This window comes from Winkia sp. C0117E2, assembly GCF_056590455.1.
The window spans coordinates 122,384-140,724 of sequence record NZ_JBWPWD010000002.1 but is presented as its reverse complement, the minus strand read 5'-3'; the positions used below and the strand labels follow the sequence as shown (position 1 = coordinate 140,724).

Sequence of the window (18,341 nt, the reverse complement as noted above, 5' to 3'; positions counted from 1 at the left end):
AGTCCGCCCGGTTCGCCCACTAGCGAAAAGGCGCACCCACCTTACGGGTGGATGCGCCTTCGATACGCTTAGCTATTGCTGGTAGTCAGACTTTATATAGACGTAGATTCGGCCCTGCTCTGTCGCAATGTCAGGCGACAGTTGGACAGCCGAAATACCTAGCTGCTCACCAACGGCCTTGGCAGCTTCTGCAAGATCTTCAGAACCGTAGTAGACGGTAGTTTGATCCAGCACTGCGTCGGGCCTGTTCGATGCAGCCGAATCGGTGAACCCGTAGTTGATCAGCTTCTGCGCGGCCTCACCAGCTACCCCGTTTCCGGCGTCCACGTTGAATACCGAAACTGGGATGGAAGCAGCCTGAGAGGGATCGAATTCCTTCTTTGCTTCTTCCGTCTTTTCTTCCTTCGCTTCCGTAGATGGCGAGGGCGAAGGGGTTTGTTTCTTAGGGCTGGCCTTTGGCGCTTGGCTAGTCGACTGCGCTTTGGGGGTTTGCACACCCGAGTTGTGTTTCACCAGGCCCACCACTCCCCAGGCGAGCAACGGCATAACAATCAACACAATCAAGAAGGGCAGCACTTTCGAGAAAGTGGACTTGGAGGCGCGGTGCACCCCAGCGGGCAGGTCCCGGCCGATCTGATCGAATTCGTCTTCTGGATAGCTATTCTCGCTCACGCGCTCAGACTACCTGGTATAGATTAATCCGCGCGCAATGGCGCGGACTATTACCAAGAATCTACTTGTGAGGGGACAGAAGTAGGTATGAATGAAGCTAAACCGCTTTCTGAACTCATAGACCCAGGGTGGGCGAAGGCCCTCGCCCCGGTGGAACAAAAAGTGCACGAATTGGGCGACATGTTGCGGCAGGAGAACAGTGCCGGCAACGGTTATCTTCCGGCTGGGACTGATGTACTGCGCGCCTTCACCTATCCGTTCGACAAAGTGAAATGTCTGATTGTAGGTCAGGACCCCTACCCCACGCCAGGACACGCCATGGGATTGAGCTTCTCGGTAAAACCGGGAGTGCGCCCGCCGCGTTCGCTTGTCAACATTTTTAAAGAGTTGACCGAAGATCTGCACGTACCCACTCCAACCAGTGGCGATCTGACTCCCTGGTGCGAGCAGGGCGTTTGCCTGCTAAATCGGGTGCTGACAGTACGCCCGGGAGCACCAGCTTCCCACCGAGGACGGGGCTGGGAAGAAGTCACCGAATGCGCAATAGATGCGCTGGTGCGCCGTCCCACACCATTCGTCGCGATCCTTTGGGGAGCCGATGCGCGTAAGCTCGGCCCGAAGCTAGGCAATAATCCGCGGATTGAATCGCCTCACCCCTCACCTTTGTCGGCATCGCGGGGTTTCTTTGGTTCCCGCCCCTTCTCGAGGGCGAATGCCGAACTGGAAAAACTGGGCATCGCACCAATTAACTGGCAGCTCCCGTAGGGGGGCTGCGCATAACAACACATAAAAATTTGGGGGTGAAGCACCTGGCTTCACCCCCAAAGTCTTACTGCCGATTAATCAGGCAGGCGCTTGCCGGTGGCAACAGAGAAGTTATGCTGCATACCCGGACGCGGACGCACGTGGATGGTCTTGCCGATTCCCGGCGCGGTACGCGGGGGAACACGCACGATCATGGTGTTGGCATCGGAGTCATTGCCCGAGCCCAGACCTTCTGCGCCCTCGACATGACCGTAGATGTAGGCGTCAGAACCGAGTTCTTCAACCATGTCGATAGTCAGCGGAATGGTTGCTTCGTCTGTCGAATCAACAACTTCCATGGCCTCGGGGCGGAAGCCAATCTGGATCTTGCCGCCATCTTCAGGGGTCAGCGCGTCGATTGCTTCACGCGAAAGCTTCACATGCGCCGGCCCGTGCACGGCGTGGTCGCCCTGCACTTCGAAGGTTCCAATGTTCATTGCGGGCGAGCCGATGAATCCTGCCACGAAGGCGTTGGCGGGGCGCTCATACATGTCGCGCGGGGTACCAACCTGCTGCAAGATGCCATCCTTTAGAACCGCGATGCGGTCGCCCATGGTCAGCGCCTCGGTCTGATCGTGGGTCACGTATACGGTGGTGACGCCCAGATTGCGCTGCAGAGTAGCGATCTGAGTACGAGTCTGTACACGCAGCTTCGCATCCAAGTTGGACAGCGGCTCATCCATTAGGAATACCTTGGGCTTACGGACGATCGCGCGGCCCATTGCTACACGCTGGCGCTGGCCGCCAGAGAGTGCTTTCGGCTTGCGGTCAAGGTATTCGGTCAAGTCAAGAATCTGCGCCGCCTCGTCAACGCGACGACGAATCTCTTCTTTGTCGACCTTCGCGATCTTCAGCGCAAAGCCCATATTTTCGCGAACGGTCATGTGCGGGTACAGAGCGTAGTTCTGGAAAACCATCGCAATGTCGCGATCCTTGGGCTGCACGTCGGTGACATCCTGGTCACCAATGAAAATGCGCCCTCCGTTTACGTCTTCAAGTCCTGCGAGCATACGCAGTGATGTGGACTTACCACAGCCAGAAGGACCTACCAGGACAAGGAATTCCCCGTCTTCAATGTGTAGATCTAGTTCGCTAACCGCCGGTTCTGTTGCCCCGGGGTAGACGCGGGTAGCCTTGTCGAAGGTTACAGTTGCCATTTCTTCTTTTATTCCCTCCACCGGCAGGTACGTGCCGGACGATCCGAGTGGAGTGTCAGGTGTCTTCGCTGACACACGCTCTGCGATTTCGCAGGGGCGTTGACGCTATTTTCGCATATTTTCTCGCGAGCGCAATAACCTTTCGGCCCAGAATTTTCTGCCCCGCTCCCCTTTCCGGGCTGAGCTGGACTTACAGTAATTTGTCAGAGCACTCCATTACCATTGGGGCGTGGAAGTTTCGCAACAGATCGCCGGATACAAGTTGGTACGGCAACTAGGCAGCGGTGGCATGGGCACCGTATACCTGGCGCAGGATCCTGCCGGGAACTTTGTCGCTTTTAAGCTTTTGCATTCCTTTTTAGGGTCGGATTCGTCTGCCAGAAAGCGGCTTTCTAGGGAAGCGGCCACGATCAATAAAGTGCGCTCGGACGCGGTGGCTCGCGTCTTAGATTTAGAGACAGAGGGCGCGGACGCGTTCATAGTCACAGAGTTCATCTCTGGACCTACCTTGGCCCAGGATATTCGCGAAGCCGGGCCGTGGAGCGGTGATGATCTAGTTGACCTGGCGGATCGCTTGGCAGCCGCGTTGCGTCAGCTGCACCAGTCGGGAGTCATCCACCGCGACATTAAGCCGGGCAACATCATGGTGTCCGCCCGCGGCCCGGTCCTTATCGATTTTGGGATTGCACAGTTAGCCGGAGACGAAAGGTTAACTTCTACGGGACTAGTCACCGGCACTCCAGGATATTTAGCGCCGTGGGTGTTAGATGGTGCTGCCCCAGACGCCGAATCTGATTGGTGGTCTTGGGCTGCAGTCCTAGTACATGCCGCAACCGGCCGCCCTCCTTTTGGATCGGGACCACTAGAAGCGGTAATCGCGCGGGTGCGCACTGGCGCCCCGGATGTGCGCGGGCTTCCTATGGGATTGCAACGGGCGCTCACTCAGGCGCTCTCCCCTACGCGCGGGCAGGTTGATCCGGAGCAGGTTCTTGCCCAGTTACGTGAGGGGCAAAATGAACCGGCTCCGGCGGAAACAGAACTGCTTACTGCCCCTACGCAGCCTCTTTCCGAGGGCGCCCCAACGCAGGCGCTGGACGTTCCGGTAGCACCCACTTTGGCCTACCCGGTGCAGGCTTTCCAACAGACTGTTGCCCAGGCTCCCGCCTACGGTTCTGCAGGGGTGGTGGCAACGCCAGGGCTTGAAGACGGGCAAAGACCGCAGTTGCTAGAGCAGGCTGACGGTACCGCCCTGCCGGCCCCCTACCGTCCCTCCACAGCCAAGATGCACCCGTTCTTTGGACTGTGTTTACTGGCTACCGCTGCTGGGATAGTGGCGTATGCGGGGCTGGCTGCGATCCCTGTGGTGGCGGTCCTTTTCCTTCTTGAGGGCGTTGTTGGTTCCCAACAGGCCTTTTACCACTCGGTCCGTCTGCCCAGGGGCGGGCCTGCTGCCTCTGATGGGGCCAGAGCTTTAGCCCGCCTACCCTGGCATTTACTGCGCAGCGCCATAGCTGTGACGGTCGCCGGGCTTATCTCTTTGACCGTAGCCCTTGTGTGCGCTAGTGCCACCTTTTCGCCCTCCATAGCAAATCCCTTCGACATTCAAGCACTGGCGGAGGCGCTCCAAGCAGAGCCCAACTTTTGGGTTTTTCCAGCAGCTAGCATGTTTGTATGGTGGATCCTGCCCGGCATGGGAAAGGTGAGGCAGGGAGGGCGCGCAATCACAGATCGTTTCCTTGCTCCATTTCCCGCCCGCGTCATTGTAGGCTTGCTAGCCTTAGGCGCTTCAGCGTTACTAGTTGTACCGTTATTACCAACATCAGTAATTTGATCCCAGCAATTAATTTGCAAAGGAGTACACATGGCCAAAAAGCCTTCCAAGAAGAACTCCGCTGCTGCGCACATGAGCCCAGAAGAACAGGAACGTTTGGCGCAGGCTAAGCAGAACTTGCAGGCGAAACGGCAACAGCAGCAGAAGGCTAAGACCACCCGCAACATAACGATCGCGGTGGTGGTCATCGCGGCTCTAGTCGCAATCGGCTTGATCGGCGGCGTGCTGTGGTCCAAGAAGTCTTCTTCAAAGGGAGCCAGCGCCTCCTACAGCCAGTCTGTCAAAGAGAACAAAGGCATCGTCATTTCAAAGGACGGGGTTGGCAAACGCGTCAAAGGCTTGCCCAATGTGGATCTTTATTCCGATTATGTCTGCGTGCACTGTCTGGAGCTTGAACAGGCCATTGGCCATGATCTTGTACAGGCCGCCAAAGATGGCAAGATCAACCTAACTTTCAAACCAGTTGTCACTATGTCTTCCCACTACTCGTGGGGTTTCCCCGCTGCTGCAGGCGCGCTGCAAGTGGCTTCCAAAGCGCCAGAAAAGTTCATTGACATGCATTTCGCTCTAACCAACCAGGTACTGAAAGATGCCAAGGAAGGTAAAGCTGAAACGTCCCTAACCAGCGTGGACGAAGGCAAGAAGGAGGTTGCAAAGGTAGCTAAAGATCTTGGCATAGACCAGAAGATCATTGATTCCTTCGATACTGACAAGACAAAGGAAACGCTGCAGACCTGGACTAAGCAGTGGGTAAATTCTGGTCTAACTGACAAGAAATCCTACGGCACTCCTATGATTGTGCGAAACGGCAAGCTAATTCAGGCAAAATCGTTTGATGACATGTTGACGCAAGCGACTAAGTGATGGAGCCAACAGAAAGCTAGTTTCACATCGCGGCAAGTTCTGTGTAAAACTAGTCCTTGCCCAGCCACCTTAGCTCAGTTGGTAGAGCACCCGCCTTGTAAGCGGACGGTCGTCAGTTCGAGTCTGACAGGTGGCTCCACATAGACGCTGGATTTGATAAGTAGGCGTTTGCGTTAGCGAGTATCCCCCAAAGGGGCGTGAATTTTCGGCTGCGTTAGCGGGTTGGGATTTTGCGTTAGCGCGTATCGTGTTTCCCCTTGTAAAATGCTGTTTTTTCATTGAACCCGCTAACGGACAATAATTTCAAGGCCGTTACACAAGGAGGTGTGTGATGAGATCGTATGAATCTGGCACCGAGTTTCAGGCAGAGATCACTAAACGTGGGAGTCTGTTTATTGGCGAGTTCACTGATGTTCCCGACGATGGGTGGGATCGGCTGATTGATGGTGTTGACCGCACACCCCGGCAGATGATCGCCTACCAGGTGGGCTGGATGGAGCTACTGCTCGGCTGGGAAAAAGACGAGCAAGCAGACAAAGAAGTAATTACTCCGGCACCTGGTTTTAAGTGGAATCAGCTGGGCGGGTTGTATGAGTCGTTCTACCAGCGCTGGAACAGGAAAGCATCAACATACTGCTAATGCGCTGATCGGGTCTGAGCTAAGTGTTGTCGATAAGTACCTCACGAGCCACGGAGTTAACGCGAAGAAATTGCAGGTAAGATGCAACCTCACAGATATGTGTGATGATGCTGACGCAATCTTGCTAAGTAAGATACTGCAGGATAATCCACCAAATAATCTGCATGCCCTTTCTGCCACGATGAACTCGCTTTACGCCGAGATTATTGTTCAGAATCGCTATACAGCCTTTGAAGCAGATGGCTTGGATTACTCCTCCCAAAAGGCGTTAGCGGCAAGCATTTGGAATACCATGAACAGCATCGGCACAGGCCTGTGGTGCGTTGGATTAGCCGAACTTGCTGGGGATTCGAGCGATGAAGATCGCCGAGCCTGTTGCAATGCCTTGGCAGGCTACCTACTGGCTCACTCGCGCTAAGCACAAGGCATAGTCGGGTGTGGTCGAGGAGCTATTCTTCTGCCACATCCAACTGCCCCTTCCTCCTTAGCAAGAAATATCTCAAGAGGACAGCTGCGACTGACACGACAATGGGATACAGCAAGTAAATGATGCTGCCTTCATGAAGGTAATACATGATACGACCATCCAAGACAGGACCTGTGCTTGCCCCTGTAGTTAGCACAGTCAAGAACAGGACGACGGGCAATTTAAGTGTGGTGAAAAACTTGAGGTTCGCAAGTACGGCCTAGTCCACCAAATTAAACACTCCCGCAAGGGATAGCAGGACTAGGAAGAACCACATATATGTTCTCAATGCCCCAATGTCGTTGCCAGACTCAATAAAAATCTCTTGATGGTTTGCGTTTATCCACGCGTTTATAGTCGCCAGCGTGGAGAAAAGTAGCCCAAGTTTCAGCAACTGGAAGCCGCTAGGAGACAAACACCTCTCCAGCGAAGTTAAGGCCTCTTGCAGCAATAATTTCGCCCGTTCCACATTCCTATTTGGCCACAACAATCAGGAGTAAAGCATGGCGAAAGATGGCACCAATCGCGGTGGCCGCCGGGTGCGGGCTGGCGCGAAACCCGACCCACTCAACGAAAAACTGGCGAAAGGCCTGCCTGCCACGCGCCCGGAGCACCAACTAGCGACTCCTTTTGATTTCGACGGCTCTGATATCGGTGAGGGTGCGGTACTTGCCGGCGAGGTCATGCCGGAACCTTCTGAGTATCTATCTGCGGTTCAGCGTGATGGTAAACCGCTGGGTGCGGACATCGTTTACCGGGAGACCTGGCGGTGGCTTGATAAACGCGGTTGCACCCGCTTTGTCTCCAAACGGCTGATTGAGGCTTATGCGCAGGCCTTCGCTCGTTATGTGCAGTGCGAGCAAGCCATCTCCAAATTCGAGCTGCTCGGTAAACATCCGACTACGGGGGCTGCTACCGCCTGTAGGAAACGTTTGTGGCTTCCACTACCTATTAAAACAACGATGCAAGCCGTCACCTATAAACAGTACGTACTCAAACTTTAACTGATCGTCAAAATCATTGACGTGTTTAAGGAAAAAGATTCGCGTCTATCCAGCGTGGGTTGTGACCATGGATCATCCTCAATTATTTCAGTAATTCTATCTACAAAACGACCAGAGGATATAAACTCCTCAGCCTCTCCAGCTATAGCAGTAATTTCGTTGATCTAGTTAAAAGCCACCCCTTTCCAGCTTTCCTGCGCTTAAGTTTCAAACAATTTGGGAACGTGGTGTTATAAAAATGCCTCCGCCACCTCACATACCGGCTTATGTGTTAGAATTCTAATTACTGCGCCCAGGCAAATCTAGGCTCATTCGGCATCGCGCCCCCTAGAGCACTAAGGATTTAACCTTCTGCCGCGTATGTAGAAGACGGTGAAGGGATGTTTATTACAGGAGTTGCGTCACCTGCCGAAACTTGCAGCGTTTCCGATCTTAGTCACGGCTGAGCCGCTCCGAAATGGAGTTATTCATCAATTCCTTTTTTCCGACGAAAATACCCAACACCTAAAACTGACACACCAAGCAACAGTGATGGAACAACTATACTCAGTACCGTACGTAAAGGGAAAAACATTAGCATCGACAAAGAAAATAGGCAAACCACCAGCGTAAAAATTAGTAAGCTGACCCCCAGTTCGCGCATAGTACGCGGCATTATACTTCCCACCAATTCCACGCCTCTTTTGCGGCGCATCCAACAGCGTAAACACCTAACCATGCAGCAAACCCCGCTGGAGTTGACTTAATGATTTGTTTAAGAACAATATTGCCACTCTTTTTGGCGATTTCTTTCTTGGCGTACCGCTTAAGTAAATCAGCAACTTTTTTCCAAGACTTTTCGTAAATGTATTTTCCCAATAGGTTGTAGTCGATTTGGAAGGGCGAAAAACCAAGGACTCCCGTCACTACGCATGACCCGAAAGAGCCCCAGCTACGATCCGACTGCGCATCAACATACGGATTGTCGGCAGCTCCATTTAGTGAGTTAACGATAAGAGCAAGCTGCTCAGAACTTCCTCCGAAACCATATTCAGCAGCCAGTCTTTCATCTACAACGAACTTCGCTCCATCATGTTTGATGACATCACGAAATAGAACCACAAAACTATCCGCTGCGGCACCGGCGAATTCCTCAATTTCAGCTTCCGTAAGTGAATCGTCCCGCCTTGTGGTATTGAAATTAGAAGTGCGGAGAGTTAACTGTGAGGGAGCGGCTGATGCTGAACGCAAGTCGCTAAGATCTTCTGCGCACGCCACCCCTGCTGCCGACAGTGGTACGCATAGCACACATAAGCTGGCAGTCGTCATTTTTACAATCTTTTGAAACTTCGGTGTTTCTACTCCTTTGGTCGTGCCACCGTCCTTGGTGGCGGGTTGCGCAGCACGGGAAAACTGGGCTGCGGCTTCCTCTGACAAAATCGCTAGGCGGCTTTCAGGTTGGCCCACTTGATGCAGTTTTCATCCAACAATGCGGTCTGCAGCAATGCAAAAATTTGTGCCTGCTTAGCCCACAGATAAACCTTACTTCACCGCCTATTTACGTTCTCTCATTACATTGGCAGCAGTCTTTATTGCTTCCATCAACGTCATAGGAGAGGGCTATGCTTCGGCCAAAGCACAGGGCATCCTACCTACCAATACTGTTCGCAATGGCGGTCTCGCTGTTTACACTCTCTGCCCCGCAGGCTCGTGCGGCAGCCCAAGTAGAAATTAGCATTGCAGCTATCACCGATTTTCACGGTCACATCGAGATGGCTCCTAACCTGTCCGAGCAGGTCACACGTATGCGCGCTCAGAACCCCAACACGTTCCTTGTCTCCACCGGCGACTCAGTTGGAGGATCTACCTACGTTTCCTCTATTGCTAAGGACGAACCGACCATGAAAATCCTGACGAAGCTGGGATTGGAAGTTTCTGCGCTCGGCAACCACGAATTCGATGCCGGGTATTCAGACATAGTAAGTCGGCAGTTAGGTCAGGTGGGCTGGGACTTCGTTGGCTCCAATATTTCCGGGGTCGATACCTCAAAGGTCCTCCCCTACAAGATCAAAACAACCAAGGAAGGCATCCGAGTAGGCTTCATCGGCGCGACCACCGCCGATCTGCCGAACCTGGTTAACCCAGCAGGACTAGAGGGGCTTGCAATTAGCGACCCGGTCACCGCCCTCAACAATTCCGCTGCGGCCTTGAAGGATGGCGATGATGCCAATGGCGAGGCAGACGTTGTAGTTGCACTACTACACGAGGACTACACCGCTGCAGCCCGATTGGGCGCCAACGTGGACGCAGCGGTAGCAGGACATACTCACACCAATAAGACCACGCAAACAGCCTCCGGGGCCCCCGTTGTGCAGCCCGATTGCTTCGGACGACTCCTTGCAGACATTGAGCTGTCTGTAGATGCCAGCACCAGGAAGGTCATCGCTGCCAATTCAAAGATGCGCACCATCAAAGATGCCACGAAGGATCCCTCTGTCCCTTCCGACGCGACAATTCTGCCCATGGTGCAGCAGGCCACCGCGCAGGCAAAAGAACTAGGCAAAGAAAAGGTTGGAACCATAGCCAACGCCGCGAAACGTGGTGTCCAAGGTGATCCGGAAGGAACTGAAAATCGCGGCGCCGAGTCCACCCTGGGCAATCTAATCGCAGAGGGTTTCTATCAGTACGCCAAAGGCGAGGGCGCCACTCCCTCGTTCGCGATCATGAATGCGGGCGGCCTACGCACGCCCTCATTAGATGCGAATTCCGACGGCATCGTAACGGTCGAAGAGTCCTACAACGTACAGCCATTCAACGGGGACATGGGCACCATCGACCTAACTCCAGCACAAGTCTACAAGCTCGTAGAACAGCAGTGGAAGCCCGAGGGCGCCTCCCGCCCAATGCTGAAACTGGCCTTCTCTAACAACTTCTTCTACACCTACGACCCAAGCCCAAACTTAGGGTCCAAAGTAATCGATATTTATATAGACAAGAAGAAACTTGACCGAGGCGACACCACCTCGAAGCTGCGGGTAGCAGGTGGAACGTTCCTGCTCAACGGCGGGGACGGCTACACGGTCATGAAAGAAGGCACTAACTTCGCCCAATTGCCCGGCATCAATGACCTGGGCGCTTTCAATCACTTCCTGGCTGCCCACCCCGGTTACGCCGTCTCCCAGTCGCAAGGCTCGGTTGGCATTACTGGGCCGCGCAACCTCAAAGCCGGCCAGAAAGTTACGCTGGGCCTCTCCTCGCTCTCGTGGACTACTGACGAACCAAACGCGGACACGGTTACTGTCCAATTTCAGGGCAAGCAGGTGGCCGCTGCCCCGATCGACAACCGGGTTGTGCAAAGCCTGGACGAAACAGGGCGCTCGCGGGTGAGCTTCACTGTGCCCCAGGTGAAAAAGAGCGGCTACTACCCGCTGGAGCTGCAATTTGGTGTCAATAAAGTCACCTACCCTCTCTACGTGCAGGCAGCTTCGAAGCCAACGCCGCCTTCCCCCGCCGACCACGCCGATCAACCTGCATCTGTCTCCAGTAGGCCGACCCAGCATAGGAAAGCTAAGAAGAGGGATGCAGGCGCAAAAGAACTCGCTGGTACAGGCATCTCCCTGTTCGCAGCTGCTACGTTGGCAACCGCTCTCAGCACAGGTGGCCTAGTGCTCCTCCAAAGAAAGAGAGGCTAATCCGCGCCAGCCATTTCCGGACCTTGCTCGCCCTCTCTATAGGGCAGCTGCCGCAATTGTCCCACCGGACCTGCCCCACTACGCTGAGGGCATGGAAGAAGTAGCAGTGGTCCAAGTGCCAGCGGCAGAAAGAACCGAGGAACTTATCGCCGAGCTAACCGAGGTGTGGGAATCCTCTGTTCGCGCTAGCCACCTGTTCCTTACCGAGGCCGACATCACCCAAATCAGGCTTGTTCTGCCGCAGGCGTTTACTGCTCTAGAACACTTAGTGCTTGCTACTTCCCTTGACGGAAGAGTAGTCGGCTTCATGGGCGTACAGGGCAACCGCCTGGAGATGCTTTTCCTTGCGGCTCCTGCGCGCGGCAAGGGAATAGGCACGAGGCTACTGAAACTGGCAATGGCGGACTTTGGCGTCACCGAGTTGACGGTGAATGAGCAGAACCCAGATGCGAGCAGATTCTACTGCCACCACGGATTTCGCGTTTACAAGCGTAGCGAATTAGACGAGGACGGCCGCCCATTCCCACTGCTGTATATGAGGTATTGCGGCGAGGGCAAGCAAACCAGTTAGGAAGAAAATCGGTGAGTATTCGGATAAAACGCGTCTACGAAGACGCCTCCCCCGAGGACGGATACCGAGTCTTAGTAGATAGGCTTTGGCCGCGCGGGGTACGCAAAGACGCTCTCAAAATGGATGAGTGGGCTAAGGATGTAACGCCCACGTCCTCCCTGCGCAAGGATTGGCATTCGGGCCGCATCACTGACACCGGCTTTGCCGCCAATTACCACGCCGAATTAGATGGCAACCCAAAGCTTGCGGAGCTCGCGCAGAAAGCCTCCCGCGGCGCCCTTACACTGCTGGTTGCAACTCGGAACGTGGCGACCTCTCACGCGCATGTCCTAGCCAAGGCGATTCAGGATTGTATCTAAGTCGCGTCTAATATTGGCTCATGAAGTTTTCCACGCGGGTAGGCGCATCGCAACCGAATTTGATCACCTTGGCACTGCGAGCGGCAACCGGACCCGTCACTAACCTCTCTGACTCCAACCCCACCCGCCACGGGCTAGCTCCCGCGCTTCTGCCAACCACCTACCAAGCAGATCCGCGCGGAAGCGCGCAGGCGCGCCAACAGCTTGCCGATTTTTTGTCCAAACGCGACGGTCGCGAGGTCGATCCCGATCGCCTCTACCTGCTCAGTTCCACCTCCCAGGGCTACGCGTGGCTGCTCAAGCTCTTCTGCGATCCGGGCGACTACGTGCTGACGCCTCGCCCCGGCTACCCCATGGTCGACCAATTGGCTATGTTAGAAGCGGTCGAAGTGGACAACTACTTTTTGTCTTGGGACGGCGCCTGGCTGACTGACGTGGGGCAACTGCGCCAACACCTCCAGACCAGCACCCCAAGCGCACTGGTAGTGATCAATCCGAATAACCCTACTGGCTCCTATCTTCGCCCCGACGAACGGGCGGGCATGGTCCAACTGTGCCACGACTTCTCCGTGCCGCTAATTGCCGACGAGGTCTTTTTTGACTACGCCCTCTCGAATGTTTTCCGCGAGCGTTTGGCCGGCGAAGAGCGCGTGCTCACTTTCGCCCTCGACGGGTTGTCGAAGAATCTTGCGGCACCCCATGCGAAGGTTGCTTGGCTGGAGGTATCTGGCCCGGATGAGCTGGTTCGGCAGGCGCAGGAGAAGTTGGATCAGATAGCCGACGCCTATCTGCCTATGAGTGACCTGATTACGGCTCAGCTGCCTAGTTTGTTGGATGCTATCGGCTCCCAGATTGAGACGGTGCGGGATCGTCTTCGCAAGAATTTGCAGCGGTTGCGCAGTTGTGTTGCGGCTTCGCGTACTGGGGTTATGGATCTTTATGAGCCGGAGGGAGGCTGGAGTGCGCTGTTGCGTTTCCCAGCGTGGATTGACGAGGACGAACTAGTCACTTCTTTGATTAGGGACGCGGCTATTAGTGCCCAACCGGGGTATTTCTTTGACATGCCCACGGCCGGGTTTTTAAGCATTTCGCTTTTGCTGCAGCCAGAGGTGATGGCGGCTGCGGCAGAGAGCGTTATTGCCCGGATTGATACCGCGGTAGAAGCCACGCTTTTTTAATCTTTTGGGCAGAAGATAGTAAATTGTGCTGCAGGGCTAACTATTCGAGGAGGAATACATGGATCCTATCCATCTAGTTTTTATGGGCGTAGCAGGCTCTGGGAAAACAACTGCCGCCGAAGGCCTTGCGGCAAAACTGGGGTGGCCCGAGGCTGAGGCCGACGATTTTCACCCAGCCGCAAATATCGAGAAGATGAGCTCTGGTCATCCACTCACTGACGAGGATAGGTGGCCGTGGTTGCGTAAGCTGCGCGCCTGGATGGACAAGAATTCTGAGCAGAATTCTTCCACCATCGTTACTTGCTCCGCGTTGAAGCGCTCCTACCGCGATCTGCTCCGCAATGGCCCCGGAAGGGTCTGCTTTGTGCACATGCAGGCCCCGGCGGAGGTCATCGAAGAACGCATGGCAAAGCGGGACCACTTCATGAGGCCGGGCATGCTCGGCTCCCAGTTCGACACGCTTGAAGACCTTGAAGAGGGCGAAGATGGCTTTACCGTGTCCGCCCTCGGTACAAAAGAAGAAACCTTGCAGGCCGTTGAAGACGGGCTAAGCGAGCGCGGCTTAATCTAGCTGAATTAGAAAGTTTTACAAATGAATACGTTACTCTTTGCCGCTGGCGACACGGTTGCACATACTAGCAATGTTCCCCAGCTGATCATCGCGGCATTGGCGGGTATCGCCACGATCGTAGTGTTGATTGTTTGGCGGAAGATGCACCCCTTCCTGGCACTGACGCTCGGAAGCGTTGTTCTTGCGCTGATCGCAGCGATTCCGCTCACTGATACGTTTACTGCCTTCACTAAGGGGCTTGGCTCTACTGTGGGCGGGGTGGGCGTACTGATTGCGTTCGGCGCAATTATTGGGAAGCTACTGATAGATTCCGGCGGCGCTGACCAGATCGTCGACACGGTATTGGACCGCACGTCCACTAATGCCTTGCCGTGGGCGATGGCTTTTGTGGCATTCGTGATCGGTATCCCTCTCTTCTTCGAGGTCGGTATCGTACTGCTGATCCCGGTAGTCATGCTGGTGGCGCGCAGGGCGAGGATGCCTGTGATCGCCGTAGGCATCCCCGCACTGGCAGGCCTATCCGCCCTGCACGGCCTGGTTCCCCCACACCCCGGGCCGCTAATTGCGATCGACGCTTTCAAAGCAAACATCGGCCTGACACTGGGCTTGGGACTGCTAGTGGCAGTTCCTACCGTCATCATCTCGGGTCCGCTAGCCGCCCGGCTCATGGTTCGCTGGGTACCCCGGCAGGCTGGCGCGCTCTTAGGCGACGGGCAGAAAACGGAAACTGAGCACGACCGTCCCTCCTTCGGGGTCGCCCTCTCAGTCGTGCTACTGCCAGTCGTGTTGATGCTGGCAAGGACCGTAGTGGAAATGGTAATGCCCAACGCCGATGGCTCTATTTTCTACAAAGTGTTCGAATTCTTGGGCGAACCCGTGGTTGCCCTGCTAGTGACCGTTCTATATGCAATGCTCGTGCTGGGCAGAGCTACCGGGCGCAGCGCTGGTCAGGTCAATTCCATCGTCGGCTCGTCCCTGGCCCCCATCGCATCGATCCTATTGATCGTGGGTGCAGGCGGCGGTTTCAAGGAGACCCTGGTTGAATCCGGCATCGCCGAAGTGATTGCCCAGTGGATCCAAAACATCGGCATGCCCGTGCTGGTCGCCGGGTGGATCGTGGCGGTTGCAGTCCGACTCGCTACCGGGTCGGCAACGGTTGCCACCATTACCGCCAGCGGAATCATGGCCCCGATGGCCGCCCACCTCTCCCCCGCCGGCACCGCCCTCCTAGTGTTGGCTATCGGTGCAGGCTCGGTCTTCCTCTCGCACGTAAACGATGCGGGCTTCTGGTTGGTAAAGGAATACTTCGGGATGACCGTGGGTGAAACCTTCAAGACCTGGTCGCTTATGGAGACCATCTTGTCAGTGGTCGGTTTGCTATGCGTACTCCTAATAGCAATACCGCTGGGAATATAACCCCTAGACAACATTTGGCAATGCATGAAAAATAGTGGCCAAATATAGAAAATACGCGCATCATTCTTATGTGAATTTTGCGCGTATTTTTCTTTTCTTCTATTATTGCTGGTCACAGCTGTTTTAACGGCTTTTCGTCAGTTGCAGGTCAGTTTCCTATGACTTTTCCATGAAAACTGTATTTGCAGCTAAAAGGGGTTACCTGTCAAACGCGATCCTTGTAATCTTTTTATCTTGTAATAGCAGGTTTTAACCGGAAGGCTCATAATGAACCCCTCGAAACTCGTGGTGCCCGCCCTGGCAGTGGGAGCATCTTTATCGCTCCTTAGCCCCACTGCCCTGGCGGATCCCTCACCGCAGCCGGCCCCACCAAAGGCAGATACTGCATCCGAGGACGCAAACACCGCAACAGAACTGCGCGAACAAGTTGAAAAGGCCGAAGCAAACCTGGCCTCCTTGCGCAAAGCTCAGGAAGACAACGAAGCCCAGCTAAAGGATGCACAGAAAGAACTCGAACAGCGCAACCAGGCGGTCGCCCTCGCAAAGCAAGAACTAGATAAGCCCGCTGCCACCGAAAAGGACCTGCAGCAGGCGCAGGCAGCCCTACAGCAGGCAATGCAAGAGGCTCACCAGGCCAACTTGCAAGTAGAGGCCCTCAAACAGGCAGCCAAGGCCTATAAGGATGCGGCAGCCGATAGCCAGAAGAAGGTAGCTGCGGCGGCCACTAACGTTGCCAAAGCTGTGAACGACCGAGACGAAGCCGACCGCGCGCAGTCGCAGGCTTCCGACTCGCTAAAGCAGGCAGAAGGGAAGCTCGCGGACAAGGACTTGGCAAAGTTCGAAGGCGACAAGGCAGCGGCCAGCAGCGAAGTAGCCAAGAAGGACAATGCCCTCGCTGAAGCTACCAAGGCAAATGATCGTGCCAAAGCTGAGGCAGACAAGGCGGCAACCGCCCTCAAAGATGCAGAAGCGGCCGTTTCCACGACGAAAGCCGAGTTGGAAAAGCAGAACGAAGAACTAGCCCGTGCCGAAGCCCGCAAGACGGCAGCCGCCGCCGAGGATAAGGCAGCCAAGGCCGATAAGGCTGAAAAAGAGGCAGCTCTAGCGCAGGGCAAGGCTGAAGCGCAGACAGAAGAAGGTAAGACTGCGCAGCTAGAGAAGACAGCCAAGGAAGCCAAGCAGAAGGAAGAGGCGGCAAGCGCTGGGGCCGACGCAGCTCGCAAAGCCCGCGAGAAGGCGGTGGAGCTAGCTACCGCAAATTTGAAGGAAAAGCAGCAGAACCTAGAAGCAGCACGCCAGGCTGAAATGGCCTCCCGCAGCCGCCTCGAAGAAGCCCGCAAAGAGCTTACATCTACTAGCGCGCAAAAGGAGTCCGCGGCGCAGGCTCTGGCAGAAATACAGGATACTATTGCCAGTCACGACTCGCTAAAGTCCCAGCACGAGCAGGCGAAGCAGAATGCGGCAACGCAACTCTCTCACGTTAGCGCACTCGAAGACGAAGCGAATGAGCTAAACGCCAAACAGGCCGACGCAAAGGCACGCTTGGACGCGACTAACCCGACCGACAAAGAAGCGCTAGCTGACGCACAGCGCAAGTTCAATGAGGCAGCAGCCGCAGCCGATGCTAAACACCGCGAGGTCGAAGCCGCTGCCGCTACCCAAATCGAAGCTGCGAAGGCGGCAGATGCTCTAGCAGCACGCCTTGCTGCCCTTCAGCCTGCCTATGGGAAGGCGACCGAGTCTTTGGCCAGGCTGCAGGCTGCCGATAGTGCTGCTTCTGCCGCCCACACTAAAGCTGTACAAAGCGCGGAACAGGCAGACCAGAAGTATAAGAAGGACTGCAAGGACTTCAACGATGCCGCCGCAGAGGTCGAGCAGGCCCAGGCCGAGGCAGACAGGGCGAACACCCCCACAGAAGCTGAATCGCTCTACGAGTCCGCACATCAGGAAGCTCTAAAGGCTGCAGAGGCACTAAAGACCAGTCAGGATGCGTTCGCCGCAAAGGCCAAGGAGGTCGAGGCCCTGACTCATGCGGCAACTGAAGCGGATGTGCGAGCCAAAGAGGCAGCCATTGACCTGCAAAAGAAGGAAGCAGATCTAGCCGACACACGCGCAACCCAGACTGGAGCAGCTACTGCAGCAACTGCCGCGCAGGAAAAGCTCGAAACAGCTAAAGCCGGCAAGGCGCAGAAGGACCAAGCTGCAGCATTTGCCTCCCAAGGGGTCGATAGCGCCCAACAAGAGCTCCAGGATGCCAAAGCAAAGCTAGCTGAAAGCCTCCAAGCACTGAAAGACTACGAGCAGGCCCAGGCAGAACTTGCCCGCGCGCAAGAAGCTTTTGCGCGAGCCAGCGAAGCCAAGGGGCGAGCTGAGGCAGCGTTGGCCCAGGCCAGTTCGGTCGCCGAAGCAGCAATCGGAGAAGCAAACAAGGCGGCAGTAGATCTGGCGCAAAACACCCAGAAGCTAAAGGAAGCCCAAACCAAGCTGGAAAAGACTCTCCTGGCAGTAGTCTCCGCCAAACAGAAGCTGACGGGCCTGGCAGCCAACACCCCACAGGCAGCTCAGGCCAAGCTGAAAGCAGCTGAAGAGGCGCTTACAGTGATCCAAGAGAAGGTAGCCTCACTGGCCTCCATCAAAGAAGAGCTGCCGGCAAAGATTGAAAGAGCCCAGGCCCACCTGCAGTATCTGAAACTACGGTTTCAACTGGCTTCCTCAACCACGCCCACGCCTGCACCCGCGCCCTCAGCTCCGCAGGACGAAGAAAACGGGAAGAACTTCCCCAAGGCACCTGAAGGCAATACGAAGAAGTCTGAGAGGCCCCGTCACTCCGCTGGATACAAAGCCGGCACCAACCCGGGCAAGACCGGTGGCAACATCGTCACTACCCCGAGTAAGAGCAAGGCCATTGACAAGAGCGGGAAGCGTGCCACGGTAAAGGCAACTGCCAAGACAAAAGCTGTTTCCTCCGCTTCTGCTACTCCAGCACGGCATGCCCTGGTGAGCCAACCGGGAGTTCTAGCTCGTACAGGCGTGGCCCCCGCCGCCCTGGTGACGGGCGCATTGGTGTCGATAGGCGCCGGCTTCGCTTTGCGGCGACGCAAGGACAGCTAACTGCGCACCTTTAAATAGTTGTGGGA

General features: G+C 55.5%; 16 protein-coding genes and 1 tRNA gene. 14 read left to right on the top strand and 3 right to left on the bottom strand.

Annotation, left to right across the window (positions count from 1 at the left end; genetic code table 11):
• Nucleotides 1-72: 72 nt before the first annotated feature.
• A complete protein-coding gene (locus tag AC1EKG_RS03075; RefSeq protein ID WP_004805813.1) occupies nt 73-672 on the bottom strand; it encodes a LytR C-terminal domain-containing protein in 600 nt (199 codons plus the stop codon).
• 87 nt (nt 673-759) lie between these two features.
• Between AC1EKG_RS03075 and AC1EKG_RS03070 the strand changes: the two genes are divergently transcribed.
• A complete protein-coding gene (locus AC1EKG_RS03070; RefSeq protein WP_004805810.1) occupies nt 760-1,437 on the top strand; it encodes a uracil-DNA glycosylase in 678 nt (225 codons plus the stop codon).
• Nucleotides 1,438-1,511: 74 nt separating this feature from the next.
• Here AC1EKG_RS03070 and AC1EKG_RS03065 read toward each other — a convergent pair whose 3' ends face one another.
• Complete coding sequence (locus AC1EKG_RS03065) at nt 1,512-2,633, bottom strand: ABC transporter ATP-binding protein (protein ID WP_004805807.1); 1,122 nt, start codon at nt 2,631-2,633, stop codon at nt 1,512-1,514.
• Between the two features lie 229 nt (nt 2,634-2,862).
• On the opposite strand from AC1EKG_RS03065, the gene AC1EKG_RS03060 reads away from it, so the two are divergent.
• From AC1EKG_RS03060 to AC1EKG_RS03035, 6 genes are all read left to right on the top strand, one after another.
• Nucleotides 2,863-4,464 carry a serine/threonine-protein kinase gene (locus AC1EKG_RS03060; protein ID WP_051004219.1) on the top strand — a complete coding sequence of 534 codons (1,602 nt, stop codon included), beginning with the start codon at nt 2,863-2,865 and terminating at the stop codon, nt 4,462-4,464.
• Between the two features lie 30 nt (nt 4,465-4,494).
• Complete coding sequence (locus tag AC1EKG_RS03055) at nt 4,495-5,328, top strand: DsbA family protein (RefSeq protein ID WP_004805803.1); 834 nt, start codon at nt 4,495-4,497, stop codon at nt 5,326-5,328.
• A 63-nt stretch (nt 5,329-5,391) separates the two neighbouring features.
• Nucleotides 5,392-5,467, top strand: a tRNA-Thr gene (locus AC1EKG_RS03050).
• A 192-nt stretch (nt 5,468-5,659) separates the two neighbouring features.
• Complete coding sequence (locus AC1EKG_RS03045) at nt 5,660-5,968, top strand: ClbS/DfsB family four-helix bundle protein (RefSeq protein ID WP_004805801.1); 309 nt, start codon at nt 5,660-5,662, stop codon at nt 5,966-5,968.
• The gene (locus AC1EKG_RS03040; RefSeq protein ID WP_004805800.1) at nt 5,919-6,386 is read left to right on the top strand and encodes a hypothetical protein; all 468 of its coding nucleotides are present in this window, start codon (nt 5,919-5,921) and stop codon (nt 6,384-6,386) included. The genes AC1EKG_RS03045 and AC1EKG_RS03040 overlap by 50 nt, the downstream gene beginning before the upstream one ends.
• Before the next feature lie 551 nt (nt 6,387-6,937).
• Nucleotides 6,938-7,438 carry a hypothetical protein gene (locus tag AC1EKG_RS03035; RefSeq protein ID WP_004805796.1) on the top strand — a complete coding sequence of 167 codons (501 nt, stop codon included), beginning with the start codon at nt 6,938-6,940 and terminating at the stop codon, nt 7,436-7,438.
• A gap of 654 nt (nt 7,439-8,092) precedes the next feature.
• Here AC1EKG_RS03035 and AC1EKG_RS03030 read toward each other — a convergent pair.
• A complete protein-coding gene (locus AC1EKG_RS03030) occupies nt 8,093-8,884 on the bottom strand; it encodes a hypothetical protein (RefSeq protein ID WP_004805793.1) in 792 nt (263 codons plus the stop codon).
• Between the two features lie 203 nt (nt 8,885-9,087).
• On the opposite strand from AC1EKG_RS03030, the gene AC1EKG_RS03025 reads away from it, so the two are divergent.
• The 7 genes from AC1EKG_RS03025 (at nt 9,088) to AC1EKG_RS02995 (ending at nt 18,315) form a co-directional block, all read left to right on the top strand.
• Nucleotides 9,088-11,109 (top strand): bifunctional metallophosphatase/5'-nucleotidase, encoded by a 2,022-nt coding sequence (locus tag AC1EKG_RS03025; RefSeq protein WP_160309227.1) that lies wholly within the window; start codon nt 9,088-9,090, stop codon nt 11,107-11,109.
• A 91-nt stretch (nt 11,110-11,200) separates the two neighbouring features.
• Nucleotides 11,201-11,680 carry a GNAT family N-acetyltransferase gene (locus tag AC1EKG_RS03020; protein ID WP_040314868.1) on the top strand — a complete coding sequence of 160 codons (480 nt, stop codon included), beginning with the start codon at nt 11,201-11,203 and terminating at the stop codon, nt 11,678-11,680.
• Between the two features lie 11 nt (nt 11,681-11,691).
• Complete coding sequence (locus tag AC1EKG_RS03015; RefSeq protein WP_004805788.1) at nt 11,692-12,039, top strand: DUF488 domain-containing protein; 348 nt, start codon at nt 11,692-11,694, stop codon at nt 12,037-12,039.
• Nucleotides 12,040-12,059: 20 nt separating this feature from the next.
• Entirely contained in the window at nt 12,060-13,217 is a 1,158-nt protein-coding gene (locus tag AC1EKG_RS03010; protein WP_004805787.1) for a pyridoxal phosphate-dependent aminotransferase, read from the top strand.
• Between the two features lie 58 nt (nt 13,218-13,275).
• The gene (locus AC1EKG_RS03005; protein ID WP_004805785.1) at nt 13,276-13,788 is read left to right on the top strand and encodes a gluconokinase; all 513 of its coding nucleotides are present in this window, start codon (nt 13,276-13,278) and stop codon (nt 13,786-13,788) included.
• Nucleotides 13,789-13,809: 21 nt separating this feature from the next.
• The gene (locus AC1EKG_RS03000; protein WP_004805783.1) at nt 13,810-15,204 is read left to right on the top strand and encodes a GntT/GntP/DsdX family permease; all 1,395 of its coding nucleotides are present in this window, start codon (nt 13,810-13,812) and stop codon (nt 15,202-15,204) included.
• Nucleotides 15,205-15,471: 267 nt separating this feature from the next.
• Complete coding sequence (locus tag AC1EKG_RS02995; protein WP_048707195.1) at nt 15,472-18,315, top strand: hypothetical protein; 2,844 nt, start codon at nt 15,472-15,474, stop codon at nt 18,313-18,315.
• Nucleotides 18,316-18,341: the final 26 nt, after the last annotated feature.